Genomic DNA, 18,752 nt, shown 5'->3' with positions numbered 1-18,752 from the left:
AGGCTTATGTCGATGACCACGCACAAATTTGAACATCCGTTAAATGAGAAAACTCGTATTTATCTAAGAGTAGAGTCTCTGCTGCGTCAGGCTCACTTGGCCTCTGGTTTTGCCGATAATCACCAGTATCAACTTTTTTTCCGTGCTCTTTTTGACATGGTAGAGATCTTCGAGCAGATCCAACTAAAAAGTGAATTGGCTAAAGATCTTGAGAAACAGCGCCTCTCCTATCGCCATTGGCTAAATGTAGAAGGTGTTGATCAAGAAGCCCTCAATTCGTTACTCAATGAAATTGATGTGGTTCATAGTCAATTAATGGGTGCGGAGCGTTTTGGTCAAGCGTTAAAAGAAGATCGCTTCCTTAGCTCTATTCGCCAACGTTTCAATCTGCCAGGAGGCTCGTGCTGCTTTGATTTACCTGCATTACACTATTGGCTTCATCTGCCTATTGAACGTAAAAAGCAAGATGCCAACCAATGGCAAAAGAGTTTGAAACCGCTTTCCGATGCGCTCACCTTGTGGCTAAAACTTGCTCGTGAAACCGGCCATTTTAAAGCCCAAATCGCGCGCGCAGGATTCTTCCAAAGTGACGCAGATGAAGCAAATATCCTCCGACTTCATATTCCTATGAAGTATGGCGTCTACCCTATGATTTCAGGTCATAAAAATCGTTTTGCGATTAAATTTATGGCTTTTGAAAATGGTCAGGCATGCACACAAGATGTCGAGTTTGAATTAGCCGTTTGTAGCTAATCAAAACATCAGGCTATTATTCTAAATACTTCGCTTTAATACCAAGATTACAATGGGACGATTCAACTATGTCTAAAATTACTATCGTTCAATGCCCTCAATGTGGTACCGACGTTGAATGGGGAGAACAAAGTCCTCATCGCCCTTTCTGTAGTAAAAAGTGCCAAATGATCGATTTTGGTGAATGGGCAGATGAAGAAAATGCCATTGCTGGCGCCCCAGATATGTCAGACAGTGACGGCTGGTCAGAAGATCAATACTAGAGGTTCTAGGTTCTAGGTTCTAGGTTCTAGGTTCTAGGTTCTAGGTTCTAGGTTCTAAAAGTTGAGAAAGTTGGCGTGAAAGCGTCAACTTTTTTATTGCCTGTCGAAAAACAGTTCTCTTTCTCTCTTGGTTTACAGCCTTTCTATCTGCAATTCGACTTAATTTCAGAGGATTAAGCGAAGGTGTATTTTACTATAGCAAGGATAAGGAACGGAGTTTACGCCAGTACTGAGCACCGATGACAACGGTAGAAAGAGAAATAGCCAGTTATGAGGCAAACATAAAAAAACGGAGCCCAAAAGGACTCCGTTTAATGAGAACGCTAGTTATAGCATTACTTCTTAGCAAGTTTCTCTTTGATACGAGCTGACTTACCAGAACGCTCACGTAGGTAGTACAACTTGGCACGACGTACTGCACCACGGCGTTTAACTTCGATGCTATCAACGATTGGAGAGTGTGTTTGGAACGTACGCTCAACACCTTCACCGTTAGAGATCTTACGTACAGTGAAAGCAGAGTGCAGGCCACGGTTACGGATTGCGATTACAACGCCTTCGAAAGCCTGTAGACGCTCACGGTCACCTTCTTTAACTTTAACCTGAACTACAACAGTGTCACCTGGTGCAAATTTAGGTAGGCCTGATTTCATTTGCTCTTCTTCAAGAGCCTTGATGATGTTACTCATTTTTAAAATTCCTAGAATAAACTGATACTAAATAAATTAGGTTACTTTGCATTATGCTCACTAATGAACTCTGCAAGTAATTGTTCCTGTTCGTCAGTCAGAGCTAGGTTTTCCAGGAGCTCTGGTCTTCTAAGCCAAGTTCGGCCCAGCGACTGCTTTAGTCGCCATTGACGAATGTCCTTGTGATTGCCTGACATCAGTACCGATGGCACCTCTTTGTCATCCAATACTTCTGGACGCGTATAGTGAGGGCAATCTAGCAAGCCATTAGCAAAAGAATCTTCTTCTGCTGACGCAAAATCTCCTAATACGCCCGGAATAAACCGAGATACAGAATCAATTAACGTCATGGCTGGTATCTCACCACCCGTCATCACAAAATCCCCAATCGACCATTCTTCGTCGACTTCAGATTGAATGATGCGCTCATCTACCCCTTCATAACGACCACAAATCAGAAGCAAATTCTCATTTGTTGCCAGTTCTTCGACTCCTTTTTGGTCGAGCTTACGACCTTGAGGAGATAGGTAAATGACTTTCGTCTTACCCGGTGAGGCTTTCTTAGCGGTATGAATGGCATCGCGTAAAGGCTGAACCATCATTAACATACCAGGGCCACCACCGTAAGGTCGGTCATCGACAGTGCGATGTTTGTCGTGAGTGAAATCGCGAGGATTCCATGTCTCAATCGACAAAAGACCTTTTTTAACCGCTTGACCTGTTACTCCAAAATCAGTAACAGAACGGAACATTTCAGGAAAAAGGCTAATAACGCCAACCCACATGTTTATCTCGCTCTGTAATTTTGGAGATTAGAATCCAGGATCCCAGTCAACTTCGATCCGTTGAGCTTCGCGATCAACTTTGATGATCACTTGCTCTTCAAGGAACGGAATTAGTCGTTCCTTTTGCCCGAAAGCATCTTTAAGATTTGCTTTAACAACCAGAACATCGTTTGAGCCAGTTTCTAGCATGTCAGTAACGACACCTAGATCGTAACCTTTAGTGGTTACTACGTGCATTCCAAACAATTCACGCCAGTAGAATTCATCTTCTGACAATTCAGGAAGTACTGCAGGGTCAATAGCAATTTCAAAGTTAGTCATTAGATGCGCGTCTTCACGAACATCCATGCCTTCCAGCTTAGCCACCATACCTTTGTTATGGCGCTTCCAGCTTTCTACTTTGTACTCAACCCACTTGCCCTTTTGGTTAATATACCAAGGGCTGTAATCGAAAATGCTTTCAGCATTGTCTGTGTAGGAAAAAACCTTAAGCCAACCTCGAATGCCGTAAGTAGCACCAAACTTGCCTACAACAATCTTTTCGTTGCTCATTGTTTCTTTACCTTTCATCGACATAAACTAGTTTCTACTTCTGAAGTAAAAATTAAGCCGCTTTTTGAGCGTCTTTAACTAGCTTAGCAACGCGGTCAGATACAGACGCGCCTTGACCAACCCAGTGGTTAACGCGGTCTAGGTCTAGACGTAGACCTTCTTCTTGACCTTTAGCAGTTGGGTTGAAGAAACCAACTTTCTCGATGAAACGGCCAGTTGCAGCGTTGCGGCTGTCCGCTACTACGATTTGATAAAATGGACGCTTCTTAGCGCCGTGACGTGCCAAACGAATGGTTACCATGTCGTCCTCTTTGCTTTCTCAAAAATAAAATTAACCCCAAAAACCGTTCAATAACCTGAACAATCTGGGGTCTCGTGCCAAAATAAAGCTCCGGAATTTTACTCTTATCCCGGAGCAATGCAAGGGTTTAGTTACTTTTTCACCAACATAAATCGAAATTCAAGTTTGTGACGCAGCTAACACCCTGAAACTATAGTCACATCGATGAATTATCGACCAAATGGATTGAAGCCGCCGCCTCCACCCATACCGCCCATCATGCCTTGCATGTTACGCATCATGCCTTTCATGCCGCCCTTCTGCATTTTCTTCATCATCTTCTGCATTTGGGTAAACTGCTTCAGTAGACGGTTAACATCTTGAACCTGTACACCTGAACCTGCAGCGATACGCTTTTTACGCGAACCTTTAATGATTTCAGGACGTTGACGCTCTTTCATCGTCATTGAGCTGATGATCGCTTCCATTTGCTTAAACATCTTGTCATCGACTTTGTCTTTCACGTCAGATGGTAGCTGAGACATACCTGGTAGCTTGTCTAGCATGCCCATCATGCCACCCATGTTTTGCATTTGACCTAGCTGTTCACGGAAGTCTTCAAGGTCGAAACCTTTCTTCTCTTTGAACTTCTTCGCTAGCTTCTCTGCTTTTTCTTGGTCAACATTGCGTTGTAGGTCTTCAATCAAAGACAGAACATCGCCCATGCCAAGAATACGCGATGCAACACGATCAGGGTGGAATGGTTCCAGTGCGTCAGTTTTCTCACCGACACCTAAGAACTTAATTGGCTTGCCCGTGATATGACGAACTGACAGCGCAGCACCACCACGCGCATCACCATCAACCTTAGTAAGAATCACACCAGTAAGTGGTAGTGCATCACCAAAGGCTTTTGCTGTGTTCGCCGCATCTTGACCTGTCATTGCATCAACAACGAACAGCGTCTCAACAGGATTGATAGCTGAGTGAAGATCTTTGATCTCCCCCATCATTTCTTCATCGATAGCCAAACGACCCGCGGTATCGACAATTAATACGTCGTAGAATTTCTTCTTCGCGTGGTCGATTGCTGCGTTAGCAATATCAAGTGGCTTTTGATCTGGTGAAGATGGGAAGAAGTCGACACCGATGTCTGATGCTAGTGTTTCTAACTGTTTGATCGCCGCAGGACGGTAAACGTCGGCAGACACCACAAGCACTTTCTTCTTATCGCGCTCTTTTAGAAGCTTAGATAGCTTACCTACCGATGTGGTTTTACCCGCACCTTGTAGACCTGCCATCAAAAGTACTGCTGGCGGCTGTGCTGCTAGGTTAAGCGCTTCGTTAGACTCACCCATTACCGCTTCAAGCTCTGCTTGAACGATCTTGATGAATTCTTGGCCCGGAGTTAAGGATTTAGAAACTTCTACGCCAACCGCTTTTTCTTTAACGCGGTTTACGAATTCGCGAACAACAGGAAGTGCAACGTCAGCCTCTAAAAGGGCCATACGAACTTCACGTAGGGTTTCTTTAATGTTGTCTTCGGTCAGACGACCTTTGCCACTGATATTTTTCAGCGTTTTGGATAATCGATCCGTTAAATTCTCAAACATCTTTGTCTCTTCGCTAAAATGGCGATTAATTAGGGTGAGTATACCTTAGCCAACGTCACAGTCATACCCGAACACTACTCTTATAACTAAGTTGAGGGCTAACTTGTTAATTTCAATATCTCATCTCTCATGATTGATGACGCATATAACGTAGCCCCAAAGAGTAATGCAAGGTATAATTTCGTCACCGTGCACAACAACATTTAGGATTCATGGATAGCTTAATTGCCATCGCGGCCGCCATGCTCTACGTTTTGGCGATTGCGACCATCATACCTGGACTCTCTCAACAGTCAGGAATCAAAGCAAAAACAGTGTTTGCCAGTGCTGCCTGTGCGCTTGTTTTTCATGCGTGGATTTTGAGTGACCTGATATTTGATGGTTCTGGTCAAAACCTGAGTATTCTTAACGTCGCGTCTTTGATCAGTTTTATTATTTCGCTGGTCATGAGCATTGCAATGTTGAAAAACCGACTGTGGTTTTTATTGCCTGTCGTTTATAGCTTTGCTGCCATCAACTTAACTGCTGCCACATTTTTACCAAGCACGTTTGTCAAGCACTTAGAAAATGACCCGAAGCTACTTATTCATATCTCTTTTGCACTATTTTCTTATGCAACGCTCACCATCGGCGCTTTGTACGCGCTGCAATTGGCTTGGCTCGATCACAAATTAAAAGCGAAGAAGTCGCTGGCTATTAACCCTAATTTACCACCGCTTTTAATGGTTGAACGTCAGCTATTTAAAATCATTCTGATTGGTAACTTACTGCTGACAGGCACACTCATCACTGGTTTTGTGTTTGTACAAGACATGTTTGCGCAAGGCAAAGCGCATAAAGGTATTCTTTCCTTCATTGCGTGGATCGTTTATTCCATCTTACTTTGGGGCCACTACCATAAAGGTTGGCGCGGTCGAAAAGTAACGTGGTTTGCGGTTGCTGGTGCGACGTTATTAACGTTGGCCTATTTTGGCAGTCGTTTTGTAAAAGAAATCATCTTGAATTAAGGAGCTCTCGGGCTCCTTAATCCTTTATATTCGCGGACAGATAAAATACAGTACGCATTAATTCATTGAATTCGCAGCTCACTTTGCTGTTGAATTGCCAAAAACATACAAGGAACAGCTACGTTTTGGACGACATATCTACGGGTATCTTATTTGCGCTACTCGCGTGTCTTATCGTCATATCAGGTTATTTTTCTGGTTCAGAAACAGGGATGATGTCTTTGAACCGTTACCGCTTGAAGCACTTAGCGAAAAGTGGGCATAAGGGCGCCAAACGTGTCGAAAAGTTATTAGACCGACCAGATCGCTTGATTGGTCTTATTCTTATCGGCAACAACCTCGTGAACATTCTTGCTTCAGCAATTGCGACCATCATCGGCATGCGCCTATACGGCGATTTAGGTGTCGCGATCGCAACGGGTGCGCTAACTATGGTTGTCTTGGTGTTTGCCGAAGTCACACCAAAAACCGTTGCAGCGCTGTATCCAGAGCGTGTTTCCTACGCGAGCAGCATCTTGCTCACTATCCTAATGAAAGTGCTATCACCGCTCGTAATGCTGGTGAACTTTATTACTAATGGTTTCATTCGTTTGCTTGGCGTGAAAGCTGATCACACGGTAGAGGACCATCTAAGTTCGGAAGAGTTACGCACGGTCGTAAATGAAGCTGGCGGACTTATCCCTCGTCGTCACCAAGACATGTTGGTGTCTATTCTCGACCTCGAACACGTTACTGTAAATGACATTATGGTGCCACGTAATGAGATTACGGGTATCGATATTAACGATGACTGGAAATCCATTGTTCGTCAGTTAACACACTCGCCACACGGTCGAATCGTTTTTTATCGCGACCAAATCGATGAAGTGGTTGGTATGCTGCGTTTACGTGAAGCGTACCGTTTGATGCTAGAAAAGAACGAGTTTAACAAAGAGACGTTACTGCGCGCGGCAGATGAAGTGTATTACATTCCTGAAGGCACGCCGCTGAACGTACAAATGTTGAAGTTCCAGCGCAACAAGCAGCGCATCGGTCTGATCGTAGACGAGTACGGTGATATTATCGGTCTAATCACCCTTGAAGACATCCTAGAAGAGATCATTGGTGAGTTCACGACGTCTATTTCTCCTAGTTTGTCTGATGAAATCAGCCCACAAGGCGATGGTAGTTTCTTAATTGAAGGCAGCACCAATATCCGCGATATCAACAAAGGTTTGAAATGGGATTTACCTACCGATGGCCCTAGAACCTTGAATGGTCTGATTTTGGAACACCTAGAAGATATTCCAGAGAGTCATTTAAGTGTCCGTGTCGCGGGCCACCCGATGGAAATTGTTGAAATCGAAGAAAACCGAATCAAATTAGTTCGAGTCTATCCGAAGAAGAAAAAATCAACGTCCAAATAACCAAAACAAAAAGCCTGACTCATGTCAGGCTTTTTGTTTTGTGTTGCCGTTCCAAAAGAACTTAGTCTACGCGCAGCTCTTTTAGCATTGATTCTGGCAAAGCCAACTCGTCGTTTTTATTAACAGACACACCTGCGGCTAGAATGTTCTTGGCAATTTGCTGTGCTTCTTCTAAAGAATGCATCGCTGCAGTACCACACTGGTACTCATTTAGCTCAGGGATTTTGTTCTGGCTTTCCACTTTTAGCACATCTTCCATAGAAGCAAGCCATGCGTCTGCGACTTGCTGTTCAGAAGGCGTACCAATGAGACTCATGTAAAAACCAGTGCGACATCCCATCGGTGAGATATCAATGATTTCCACACTGTCACCATTTAGGTGATTGCGCATGAAACCTGCGTACAAGTGCTCTAGTGTATGAATGCCTTTCTCTGAAAGAATGTCTTTGTTAGGCGCAGTGAAGCGTAAGTCGAAAACCGTAATGGTATCTCCTTTTGGAGTTTGCATGGTTTTCGCGACACGCACTGCTGGTGCATTCATGCGAGTGTGGTCTACGGTGAAGCTATCGAGTAAAGGCATTACATCTCTCCTGATTGTAATTCCAACACCTTGAGGTATTGGTTTGGTTTTTATACCCAAATGGGGTTAAAAGAACCAGCTGCTGTTGTCTTCCAGTTCCTGACGACATTGTTTCAGCTGCCAGCCATAAGTCTTTGCGGTTTGCTCAACGCGCCGAGCCACTTTCATCAAACTAGGCTTTCTTTTGTAAGTTCTACGTTTATAACCGCCTCGCCCTTCATGATAGGCCAGATACTGGTTATAAGGGTCCCACAATGAAATGCCTAACTGGCGACGAGTCTCGTGGGTATACCACCCAACAAACATTATCGAATCATCAAAATTGGTGCGCGAACCACCTTGTCCGGTGGAATCTTGGAAGTCATCCCAAGCTGGATCTTGAGCCTGAGCATAGCCATACGCACTGCTTACGCGTCCCCAAGGGATGAAACCCAATACGTAATCTTTGGGTGGTTTAGCATCATGGCGGAAACTGCTTTCCTGCTTGATGATGGCCATGGCAACATGAATGGGCGTTCCCCACTCTTTTTCCATATCTTTCGCATCATCATACCAACCAGATTTTTCTCGGAATATCTCACATAGGTTATCTTGCTGTTTTGGTGGCGCTGTCGCACATCCCGCAAGCAACACACTTCCTAGAACCGATACAACCAACGGCTTAATGTTCAATCCCACCCAATCCTTACTTATTGATTATTGTTTTAGATAAGCGAAGTAGTTTTCCAGAAACTCGTCAAAAGATAACGTATCGCTTTCTTCCGCTTGTCGCTGTTTCTCAACTGAAGAAGCCACTTCCGTTTCCATTATATCTTGCGAGTAATGTTGGTAACCGTGAGCCAGATTTTCTTCACGGAACTTCATGCCAAGAGCACAACCTACTTTGCCAAGTCCACCAAGTTCTTTGGTTAGCTCAAGCAATTGGCCAGAAATCGTCAGTTCAGGGTTATCAATCCATGCTTCTAACTTGTCACATACAGCTTGGTAAGCATCGCCACCAGCCGCAGAATCCATCTCTACTGCAATTTGGCGCAACTCAACGAATACTCGTTTCGCCCAATCTTGCAAAGATAAGCGTTCACCTTGGCAACCGATCTGCAGCATCAAACCTTTTTCACGACCAGAAATGATCACTTTGTTCCAGTTGTCACGCCAGCATTCTAGTTCGCAGTTATCCATTGGGTCAGAATCTGACAACGCCGCCCACGTTAGGAAAAGATCTAAGAAACGAACTTGCTCTTCGCTAACACCAACGGCACTGAATGGGTTCACATCTAATGAGCGCACTTCAATGTATTCCACGCCCGCACGACTCAAAGCATCTGAAGGCTTCTCACCACTTTTCGCTACGCGTTTCGGACGAATTGGTGCGTACAATTCATTTTCAATCTGGAGAATGTTGGTATTGAGCTGACGGTACTCACCATCCACTTTTACTCCAATTTTTGCGAATTCTTCAGATGGTCGACGAATCGCATCACCTAAACCTTCAAGATATTGGTCAATACTGTTGAAACCAATTTTCAATACGCTTTGAGCACTGTTGGTATAACCAAGATCACTCAAGCGAAGAGACGTCGCTTTAGGGAGATACAGAGTCCCACCGATGCTTTCAAACGGGAGTTTAGTCTCACGGCCTTGAATGAACGAACCACATAACGCTGGCGATGCACCAAAGAAGTAAGGGATCATCCAACCAAAACGGTAATAGTTACGAATCAAAGCAAAGTAAGCGGCTGATTTGGTGTCTTGGCGAGCTTGCTCATCCTGCTCACCATAAAGCGCATCCCAAAATGACTCAGGGAATGAAAAGTTGAAGTGAACACCAGAAATAATCTGCATCAAGCTGCCGTAACGGCGTTTTAGCCCCTCACGGTACAATGTTTTCATTTTCGCCGAGTTCGATGAACCGTACTGAGCAAGCTGAATATCATCTTCACTGCCGACATAACATGGCATAGAAAGTGGCCACATCTTTTCTTCGCCCATTTTGGTTTGAGTGAAATGGTGAATGTCTTTCAGTTGCGCCATCAATTCTGGAATGTCATGAGAAACCGGAGTGATGAACTCCAGCAACGATTCAGAAAAGTCGGTGGTGATCCATTTGTTTGTGAACGCTGAGCCCAAACCCTCTGGATGAGGTGTTGTTGCTAGGTGTCCATCCTGACGATAGCGCAAAGTTTCTCGCTCAACACCGCGTCCAAACTGCTTAAATACTTCGGGGTTTGATGCAACTTTTTTTAGTCGCGCAGCAAAATCAGTCAAAATGAGGTTCGCTTATATTAGGAGCAGGACACTTGTCGCTCGGGACAAGTGAAAGCTAAGTTATTGATAGTTCATGCATCTAGATAAACAACCCATTAAAAGTCGCTTATCTAGATGAATAGCGGAGAGATCACTCTCCGCTATTAAATGTGTACTCTATCGAATGATTTCAAGCTCTTCTACGTCTTTCCCCAACTTTTCTAGTTGAGGACGAAGTGATTTAGCATCACCAACGACAATGATTTGATAGTCATTCGGATCAAACCATTTTTGAGCTAATGCATTCAAAGTTTGCTTATCCACTTTCTCAACGATAGCGTTTCTTTGCTGCAAGTAATCTTGATCGAGGTTGTATTTGAGAATATCACTAATGAGTTCCGCTTTTTGTGTCGGCGTTTCATACTTCAGTGCATCTTTTTGACCGACCGCTTGGCGCATAAATTTCATTTCTTCATCAGTCATTCCAGATTGAGCGTATTCATTCAGCTCATTTTCCATCTCGATAATCGATGCGACCGTCGAATCGGCACGAACTTGCGCGGTAAATACAACCGAACCGGTTTCAGGATTCCCCGAGAAGTAACCGTAAGCACCGTAGGTGTAGCCTTTGTCCTCACGCAGGTTTTGGTTGATGCGACTGTTAAAGTTACCCGCTAGGTTAAAGTTCGCGAGCTGGCTCAGATAAAAGTCACCCGTGGCATCATAAGGCATGCCTTGACGAACCATCATAACCACACTTTGCGGTGCCCCTGGTTTGTCGACAAGATGAATTTTCTGCTCACCTAATGCTGGTATTGTTTGAGGAGCATAAAGTGGTGCCGCTTCATCTTTCCATTCAGCCCAAAATGCAAGCTTCTGCTCAATGTCTTGTTTAGCAATGTCACCCACCACCACGACTTGTGCACTCTGCGGTGTGTAGTGCTTAGCGTAGAACTCACGCACATCATCAAGCGTTAGCGCACCGACACCAGCCTGCGTGCCGTCTTTCGGGCGTGCAAAAACAGAATCGCCATACAGCACTTGTCGACTTGCTTGAGATGCCATCCAACTTGGATTTTGATGTTCGTACACAAGCCCTTCGAGTGCCTGCATTTTCACACGATCAAAATCTTCTTGTTTGAACGCTGGCGATAGCAGCATCTCTTCAACGATTTTCAGTGTTGGCTCTAAATTCTTTTCTAAAGAAGAAACGCTGATGTTCGTCGTGTAGCCTGTGGCATCGACAGAGATCATGCTGCCGAGTTTATCGAGCTCAGCTTGAATTTGTTCCACGCTACGTTTGGTCGTTCCTTCTTGCAACATAGCGGCCGTCAGTTGCGCTAGGCCTTCTTTGCCTTTTTCCACAAAACGCGTGCCCGCAGGCAAGCTGAATTGCATCATGACTGTCGGAGTTTCGTTGCTCACGGTGCCGAGTAGTTCAGAGCCGTTGTCAAAGTGCACATTGTACAGTTCTGGCATTGTTGCTTTCACTGGTTCACCGACCGGTGGCTGCACTGAACGATCAAAATTGTCCGTTGCGCGGCGATAGGCTAACTGATCATCGGTAATTTTTTTGTACTCTGGCAAGGTACGTTCTGGCGTTGTAAATGTCGCAGACTTAACAGCAAGATCCGTTTTGCCTTTTGGTACCACGCTCAAGGTGACTTTCGACTTACCTTGAATAAAGTTTTGGTACACCTTCTCAACAGATTGAGGAGTCACGGCGCGAATCTGTTCCAATTGTTTTTCAATCAAATCAGGTTGGCCAAAGAAAGTTTCATTCGACGCTAGCTGTGTGACTTTACCTTTCACGCTTTCAAGCGCGAAAATCGCATCCGCTTCAGCTTTACCTTTCAATTGCTCCAGACGATCGTCAGTGACGCCTTTCTCTGCAAACTTGCTCATCGATTTCATGAGCTCACCGTACAAGGTCGAAAGATCACCTTTGTCTCCAGAATCTCCCATCGCGTATACATAGAAATTACACGCAAGCTCTGCACAGTCATGGAAGGAACCCGCATCAACCGCTTTTTGCGTCTTCACTAAATCTTGGTACAGCACGCTGTTGGTACCACCACCTAATACTTCCGATAGCGTATCCAGAGATGCTTGGCTCTCTTCGCCGCTGTATGTGGTTGGCCACGCAATCATTACCATCGGTTGTTGGATACGATCTTCCAACGTAATGTATTTGTCTTCTTGCAACTTAGCTGGTTGTTTCGGTGCGTTTTCAACCTCTGGACCGCGAGGAATGGAACCGAAGTATTTGTTTACCCACTCCAGTGTTTGCTCGACATCTAAGTCACCACCGATCGTGATCGTCGCGTTATTTGGACCGTACCAACGCAGGAAAAACGCTTTAAGATCATTCACGTCAACACGGTCAAGATCTTCAACGTAACCAATGGTTTGCCATGAGTAAGGATGACCTTCTGGGTATAACGCTTCAGACATACGTTCCCAAATCAAACCGTACGGGCGGTTGTCATAACGTTGCGCACGCTCATTTTTCACCGTAGATCGTTGAATTTCAAATTTGCGCTGTGAAACCGCATCAAGCAAAAAGCCCATACGATCCGATTCAAGCCACAGCATTTTTTCCAGCTGATTCGCAGGAACGGTTTCAAAGTAATTGGTGCGATCGCGATTGGTCGTACCGTTTAACGTACCACCCGCCTCTGTGATGATTTTGAAGTGCTCTTGATCGCCAACGTTCTCTGAACCTTGGAACATCATATGTTCAAAGAAGTGCGCAAAGCCCGACTTACCGATTTCTTCACGAGCTGAACCGACGTGATACGTGACATCAACGTGTACCAATGGATCAGAGCCCTCTGGCGCTAGAATTACGGTCAAGCCGTTATCGAGTTTGTATTTTTGATATGGGATCTTAACTTTGCCGTCTTCTGCTTTCGATGATTCGACGAAAGTCACCCCTTTTGGCAACGATGAAACAGGGAAATTTGATGCACAGCCCGTGATCACTAACAGTGAGCACGCGCCAACCCAAAACATTCTCATGTACTTTCCTTAAAATAATCCGAGATAAATGGCCGCCAACAAGCTGTACCGAGCGGCTTTTCCTAAAAATATTAAAATCACACACGGCAGAAATTTCATCCTTAACCATCCAGCCGCGAGACACAACGGATCACCAATAATTGGTAACCAACTGAAAAACAATCCCCAGTAGCCATATTTTGCTAGCCACTTTAAAGCGGTATGACCATGTTTTTCTTCTTGGGTTTTATTGGGGATCCATAACCCAAGCCAGTAATTGGTTAAGCCACCAAGCGTATTACCTATTGTGGCAACCAAAAGAATAGAAGAAACCGCATATTGATTGAGTGAGAGAGTTGCTATCAGCCCAGCTTCAGAGCCACCAGGCAGTAAGGTGGCGCTCAGAAAGCCCGTTAAAAAAAGCACCCACAATGCTGAATCAGAAAACCAAAGGGCTAAATGTTCAAAAGCTGAATTGAATGCGTCTAGCATGTCATATCAAGTAATACCTTGCCTCTCGTTCGCCCCGATTCCACTTGTTGGTGTGCGGCGATAACTTCAGCCATTGGGTAAATGTGTTGCACTTCTGTTTTAAGTAATCCCACACCTACCATGTACAACAACGTGTCTAACTGTGAAGGATCTGGCTCAACCAACATACCGCTTGCCTCGAAGCCTAACAGCTTGGCCTTGTCACAAATTAATTCAGCGCTAATCGTTGGTACCGTGATCACGCGGGCATTGTCTTTTAGGCACTTGAGAGCATCTAGAGCCGCATCTCCACCAACCAAATCAATTAAAACATCAACGCCTTCAACACGTTCTGACACTGGTGCAAATTGATAGTTCACTGCATGAGCGCCAAGTGTGGCGAGGTAGTCTAAATTTCGTTCACTGCAGGTGGTAAACACTTCGGCTTTTGTCGCCACAGCAATCTGCACCGCTAAGTGCCCTACGCCACCCGCTCCTGCGAGAATTAATACTCTATCGCATTCGCTGACATTCGCTTTGCTTAATGCTTGAGCAGCGGTTTGCCCTGCCAATGGTAAAACCGCCGCCGCTTCTAGCGTGACCGAACTTGGCACGTGACTTAGCTCCGACTCCGGAACACAAACATATTGGCTATAACCACCACCTTGGAGAGGAAAGCCAATAAAACCGGCCACTTCATCTCCCACAGCAAAGCGAGAAGTCTTAGTACCACAAGAGGCGACTTTCCCAGAAATATCGTAACCTGGCACCCAAGGCAGTTTGTCTTTATTCTGGGAAGCAGCCCAGCCAAGTCCCGCTCGTGTTTTGACATCGATAGGATTAACGCCAGCATAATGCACCTTGACCAACACTTCGCCAGACTTAGGGATCGGAGTTTCAGCGCTTTGAATCGCCAGAACATTGGCGTCGCCAAACTCAGTGATAACAATCTGTTTATGTTCCATAACTCACTCCCTGAGGGACAAATAAAAAAGGGATGCCGGAGCATCCCTTTGACTATAAACCATTTTGTTTAACCAAGTTAATGGCAAGCATGTAAATTGGTTGATAATTTTATCTTCAACACGATAACTATATTTACGTGTTACAAGAGTCTTTATCCAACCAAGGCCAACAGAATACCTGCCGCTACCGCGGAGCCAAGTACACCAGCTACGTTTGGTCCCATCGCATGCATCAACAAGAAGTTTTGAGGGTTTGCATCAAGCCCGACTTTGTTCACCACACGCGCAGCCATAGGTACGGCAGACACCCCTGCCGCGCCAATGAGTGGGTTGATGTCCTCTTCTGAGAACTTATTAAGAAGCTTAGCCATGAGAACACCTGCGCCTGTACCGATACTGAACGCCACAGCGCCTAGACCAAGAATGCCTAATGTTTCCAAGTTTAAGAACTGGTCAGCTTGCAGTTTCGAGCCAACCCCTAAACCCAAGAAGATAGTCACAATATTGATCAGTTCATTTTGTGCAGTTTTCGATAAACGATCCACCACACCCGCTTCACGCATCAGGTTACCGAGACAAAACATACCAACCAATGGTGTCGCAGAAGGTAGGAACAGAATTGTCATCAACAGCACGGCCATCGGGAAGAACACTTTTTCCCACTTACCAACATGACGAAGCTGTGCCATTTTGATTTCACGCTCTTCTTTGGTAGTCAGCGCTTTCATAATTGGCGGTTGAATGATCGGAACTAATGCCATGTAGCTGTATGCCGCTACCGCAATCGCCCCCAATAAGTCTGGCGACAACTTGCTGGCCAAGAAGATCGCCGTTGGACCATCAGCACCACCGATGATGGCGATCGATGATGCATCTGCCATCGAGAATTCCATCCCCGGCACAAAGTTAAGCAAAATCGCCCCAAACAAGGTCGCAAAAATACCAAACTGCGCTGCCGCCCCTAACCAAAGTGTTTTCGGGTTCGCGATCAATGCGCCAAAGTCCGTCATCGCACCAACGCCCATAAAGATCAACAATGGGAAAACTCCCGATTCGATCCCGATATAGTAGACGTAGTACAACAAACCGCCCGGCTCAGTAAAGCCTGCATTAGGAATGTTAGCTAAGATAGCGCCAAAGCCAATTGGCAATAAAAGTAATGGTTCAAAGCCTTTACGAATCGCTAAAAACAACAGCGTACAGCCAACCAGCATCATGCAGATTTGGCCAAACTCAAAGTTAGCGATCCCTGTTTCTGACCATAAGGTCATCAATCCGTCCATGATACTCCCTTACGCCAAGCTGAGAAGAGGTGCACCAACAGTAACGGCATCACCCTCTTTAACGTTCAGTTCTTGAACGATACCACCGCGAGCTGCACGAACTTCCGTTTCCATCTTCATTGCTTCAAGGATCAGTAGGACATCACCTTCCGCGACTTCAGCACCCGGCTGAACGTTCACTTTAAAGATGTTTCCTGCAAGCGGTGCAGGAACCGATTCCGCATTTGCCGTCACAGGAGCAACGGGAGCGGCCACTGGTGCAGAAGCTGAACTTGGCGTCACAGAAGTCAATTGTCCTTTTGGCCCCACTTCAACTTCGTAGACTTGTCCATCAACGCGAACACTGTAAGTTTCTACGCTACCAGATGCGACTGGAGCAGCAGGTGCTGCAACTGGTTTTGCACTTTCCAATGTAGGCGCTGGTTCAAAAGCGTCAGGTTTACCACGGTTTTTAAGGAACTTCAGACCAACTTGAGGGAACAACGCATAGGTAAGTACGTCATCAACGCGTTCACTCGCAAGCTTAATACCTTCAGACTGAGCCTTATCCATTAAATCCACCGTGAGAGCTTCCATTTCTGACTCTAACAAATCAGCAGGGCGACACGTAATTGGCTCTTTGCCTTCAAGGACTTTAGCTTGTAGATCGGCATTCACTGCCGCAGGAGCGGCACCGTACTCACCTTTGAGAACACCAGCGGTTTCTTTAGTGATGCTCTTGTAGCGCTCGCCGGTCAGTACGTTAATGACGGCTTGAGTACCAACGATCTGAGACGTCGGTGTTACGAGAGGAATAAAGCCAAGATCTTCACGTACACGTGGGATTTCTTCTAACACCTCGTCGATACGATCCGCTGCACCTTGCTCTTTTAGCTGACCTTCCATATTCGTCAACATACCACCTGGCACTTGAGCGATAAGGATACGAGAATCCACGCCTTTTAGTTGCCCTTCCCACTTCGCGTATTTCTTACGTACTTCACGGAAGTAAGCTGCAATAGGTTCTAGTTGATCAAGTTTCAGGTTGGTGTCGCGCTCAGTACCTTGCAGCATTGCTACAACCGTTTCTGTCGGGGTATGCCCGTAAGTACAGCTCATCGAAGAAATAGCCGTATCGAGGATGTCGATACCAGCCTCTACCGCTTTGATTGCCGTAGCGGTAGAAAGACCAGTGGTTGCATGGCAGTGGAGTGCCAGTGGTACATCACAAGAGGCTTTGATGCGTGTGATTAGCTCTTGCGCTTCGTAAGGCTTTAGCAAGCCAGACATGTCTTTAATACACAGAGAATGACAACCGAGATCTTCCAAACGCTTTGCTAAATCAACCCAAGTATCCGTATTGTGAACAGGGCTTGTTGTGTATGACAGGGTGCCTTGCGCATGAGCGCCAACATCTACCGCCGATTTCACCGCTTTTTGGAAATTGCGAACATCGTTCATCGCATCAAAGATACGGAATACATCCATACCATTGGCATGAGCACGCTCAACGAACTTCTCTACTACGTCATCAGCATAATGGCGATATCCTAAAAGGTTTTGACCACGAAGTAGCATTTGCATTGGTGTATTTGGCATCGCCTTTTTCAACTCACGTAGACGCTCCCAAGGGTCTTCCCCAAGGAATCGAATACACGAATCAAACGTTGCACCACCCCAGGTTTCTAGGGACCAGTATCCAATCTTATCCAACTCAGCTGCGATAGGCAGCATATCTTCGATACGCATACGCGTAGCAAACAGTGATTGATGGGCGTCTCGAAGGACCACATCGGTAATAGCTAGTGGTTTAGACATGCTCTTAAACTCCTTTTTAATCCTATATTCGGCTACTTCGCGATTGAAGCGCGATGTTGATGAATCGCCGCTGAAATCGCTGCCACTACTTGTGGACTAACAGCTGAAGAGGTTGATTGAACTTTGGTATTTTTTTTTGGTGCTGCGATCGGCTCTGGTACTTCTTCTGGTACCAGTTTCGACAATAGCCGAACGAGATAAACAAGAATGGTGAGGAAAATAAATACGACCGCCATCCCCGTAACCATAAGGGTGGCCGCATCTACTAGCAGGCTTCCTATATTCGTCATGTTGCTTCCTTTCTTTGTCATCCTGACAACGTGCAGGACTTTATTAGCGTCAAATCCCGACCAATGGATTATCTCGATTGGTCAAATTTTGTCAATTTTGTTTAAGGAAGGATTTAAATAATCTCCATAATTGATTATTTATTCACTACCCAGATCACAATTCAAACTTAAACCATCGAGTTAGAACGAATGCTCAATATATAAACAGGTTAATTCAAAGAGCACGAGAAAACTGCGATTAAGATTTCAAAACAAAACAAGTGAGATTAAAAGAAAGAACTATTAAAACAAAAAGATAGGAGTAAAGATCAAAACAAAAACACCATTACAACATGTGATTAACATATTTTATTTAAATCACGCTAGTCATCATTTTGCTGGAAACGAAGAAAGCATGGAGCACCGATGATGAATTATTAGAGATGATTGACTAGATACGCAAAGTGACATTGCAGTTCAATCAGATAAGAAAAGAAACCTACTTTGACAGCGCAGACTAGAGAATAAGTAGCGAGTGTTTGTTTTTCAGATACAAAAAAAGCCTCGCATAAGCGAGGCTTTTTGATAAGTGGCGCGTCCTGGAGGATTCGAACCTCCGACCGCCTGGTTCGTAGCCAGGTACTCTATCCAGCTGAGCTAAGGACGCGCAGTTTTCGATATCAGTATTACCAATATCAGGAGTTCACAAGGAAACCCTAAAAAGTGGCGCGTCCTGGAGGATTCGAACCTCCGACCGCCTGGTTCGTAGCCAGGTACTCTATCCAGCTGAGCTAA

Annotated in this window: 18 protein-coding genes and 1 tRNA gene; 4 read left to right on the top strand and 15 right to left on the bottom strand. The window is 45.2% G+C overall.

Annotated features, from left to right (window positions below; translation table 11 throughout):
• The first annotated feature begins 12 nt into the window (after positions 1-12).
• Both zapD and yacG read left to right on the top strand, forming a co-directional pair.
• Complete coding sequence (zapD, locus tag ACF8CV_RS18005) at positions 13-753, top strand: cell division protein ZapD (protein ID WP_015297254.1); 741 nt, start codon at positions 13-15, stop codon at positions 751-753.
• A gap of 68 nt (positions 754-821) precedes the next feature.
• Positions 822-1,016: a DNA gyrase inhibitor YacG gene (gene yacG / locus ACF8CV_RS18000; protein WP_005462546.1), complete on the top strand. Its 195-nt coding sequence runs from the start codon at positions 822-824 to the stop codon at positions 1,014-1,016.
• 335 nt (positions 1,017-1,351) lie between these two features.
• Here the strand turns inward: yacG and rplS are convergent, their stop codons facing one another.
• The 5 genes from rplS to ffh all read right to left on the bottom strand — a co-directional run bounded on the left by rplS (position 1,352) and on the right by ffh (position 4,935).
• The gene (rplS, locus tag ACF8CV_RS17995) at positions 1,352-1,705 is read right to left on the bottom strand and encodes a 50S ribosomal protein L19 (RefSeq protein WP_005462554.1); all 354 of its coding nucleotides are present in this window, start codon (positions 1,703-1,705) and stop codon (positions 1,352-1,354) included.
• Between the two features lie 41 nt (positions 1,706-1,746).
• Entirely contained in the window at positions 1,747-2,490 is a 744-nt protein-coding gene (trmD, locus tag ACF8CV_RS17990; RefSeq protein WP_005462562.1) for a tRNA (guanosine(37)-N1)-methyltransferase TrmD, read from the bottom strand.
• A 27-nt stretch (positions 2,491-2,517) separates the two neighbouring features.
• Positions 2,518-3,066, bottom strand: a complete 549-nt coding sequence (gene rimM / locus ACF8CV_RS17985; RefSeq protein WP_005462552.1) for a ribosome maturation factor RimM — start codon at positions 3,064-3,066, stop codon at positions 2,518-2,520.
• A gap of 28 nt (positions 3,067-3,094) precedes the next feature.
• On the bottom strand, positions 3,095-3,343 hold the full coding sequence (gene rpsP / locus ACF8CV_RS17980; RefSeq protein WP_005379962.1) for a 30S ribosomal protein S16: 249 nt from the start codon (positions 3,341-3,343) through the stop codon (positions 3,095-3,097).
• A gap of 209 nt (positions 3,344-3,552) precedes the next feature.
• Positions 3,553-4,935 (bottom strand): signal recognition particle protein, encoded by a 1,383-nt coding sequence (gene ffh, locus ACF8CV_RS17975; RefSeq protein ID WP_005462555.1) that lies wholly within the window; start codon positions 4,933-4,935, stop codon positions 3,553-3,555.
• 212 nt (positions 4,936-5,147) lie between these two features.
• Here ffh and ACF8CV_RS17970 point away from each other — a divergent pair, with 212 nt between their 5' ends.
• Entirely contained in the window at positions 5,148-5,942 is a 795-nt protein-coding gene (locus tag ACF8CV_RS17970) for an inner membrane protein YpjD (protein WP_005462565.1), read from the top strand.
• 125 nt (positions 5,943-6,067) lie between these two features.
• Complete coding sequence (locus ACF8CV_RS17965; RefSeq protein WP_005462557.1) at positions 6,068-7,348, top strand: HlyC/CorC family transporter; 1,281 nt, start codon at positions 6,068-6,070, stop codon at positions 7,346-7,348.
• Between the two features lie 61 nt (positions 7,349-7,409).
• On the opposite strand, the gene luxS is transcribed toward ACF8CV_RS17965, so the two are convergent.
• The 10 genes from luxS to ACF8CV_RS17915 form a co-directional block, all read right to left on the bottom strand.
• On the bottom strand, positions 7,410-7,928 hold the full coding sequence (luxS, locus tag ACF8CV_RS17960) for an S-ribosylhomocysteine lyase (protein WP_005462534.1): 519 nt from the start codon (positions 7,926-7,928) through the stop codon (positions 7,410-7,412).
• A 66-nt stretch (positions 7,929-7,994) separates the two neighbouring features.
• Positions 7,995-8,600 (bottom strand): hypothetical protein, encoded by a 606-nt coding sequence (locus ACF8CV_RS17955; RefSeq protein WP_171055965.1) that lies wholly within the window; start codon positions 8,598-8,600, stop codon positions 7,995-7,997.
• 24 nt (positions 8,601-8,624) lie between these two features.
• Entirely contained in the window at positions 8,625-10,193 is a 1,569-nt protein-coding gene (gene gshA, locus ACF8CV_RS17950; protein WP_015297257.1) for a glutamate--cysteine ligase, read from the bottom strand.
• A 156-nt stretch (positions 10,194-10,349) separates the two neighbouring features.
• The gene (locus ACF8CV_RS17945) at positions 10,350-13,193 is read right to left on the bottom strand and encodes a pitrilysin family protein (protein ID WP_138938309.1); all 2,844 of its coding nucleotides are present in this window, start codon (positions 13,191-13,193) and stop codon (positions 10,350-10,352) included.
• Between the two features lie 9 nt (positions 13,194-13,202).
• Entirely contained in the window at positions 13,203-13,664 is a 462-nt protein-coding gene (locus ACF8CV_RS17940; RefSeq protein WP_005462564.1) for a YqaA family protein, read from the bottom strand.
• Positions 13,658-14,608, bottom strand: a complete 951-nt coding sequence (locus tag ACF8CV_RS17935) for an NADP-dependent oxidoreductase (protein ID WP_005480898.1) — start codon at positions 14,606-14,608, stop codon at positions 13,658-13,660. Before ACF8CV_RS17935 ends, ACF8CV_RS17940 begins: the two co-directional genes overlap by 7 nt.
• Positions 14,609-14,760: 152 nt before the next feature.
• Positions 14,761-15,891: a sodium ion-translocating decarboxylase subunit beta gene (locus ACF8CV_RS17930; RefSeq protein ID WP_005462536.1), complete on the bottom strand. Its 1,131-nt coding sequence runs from the start codon at positions 15,889-15,891 to the stop codon at positions 14,761-14,763.
• Between the two features lie 9 nt (positions 15,892-15,900).
• Positions 15,901-17,688 (bottom strand): sodium-extruding oxaloacetate decarboxylase subunit alpha, encoded by a 1,788-nt coding sequence (gene oadA, locus ACF8CV_RS17925; protein WP_025523569.1) that lies wholly within the window; start codon positions 17,686-17,688, stop codon positions 15,901-15,903.
• 32 nt (positions 17,689-17,720) lie between these two features.
• The gene (locus ACF8CV_RS17920) at positions 17,721-17,978 is read right to left on the bottom strand and encodes an oxaloacetate decarboxylase subunit gamma (protein WP_031851885.1); all 258 of its coding nucleotides are present in this window, start codon (positions 17,976-17,978) and stop codon (positions 17,721-17,723) included.
• 569 nt (positions 17,979-18,547) lie between these two features.
• Positions 18,548-18,624: transfer RNA gene (locus ACF8CV_RS17915), tRNA-Arg, on the bottom strand.
• Between the last annotated feature and the right edge of the window lie 128 nt (positions 18,625-18,752).

The organism is Vibrio sp. zbq_1 (assembly GCF_043102935.1).
Classification (GTDB): domain Bacteria; phylum Pseudomonadota; class Gammaproteobacteria; order Enterobacterales; family Vibrionaceae; genus Vibrio; species Vibrio parahaemolyticus.
The sequence above is the reverse complement of the archived record's forward strand: the minus strand, read 5'-3'. Positions and strand labels throughout refer to the sequence as shown.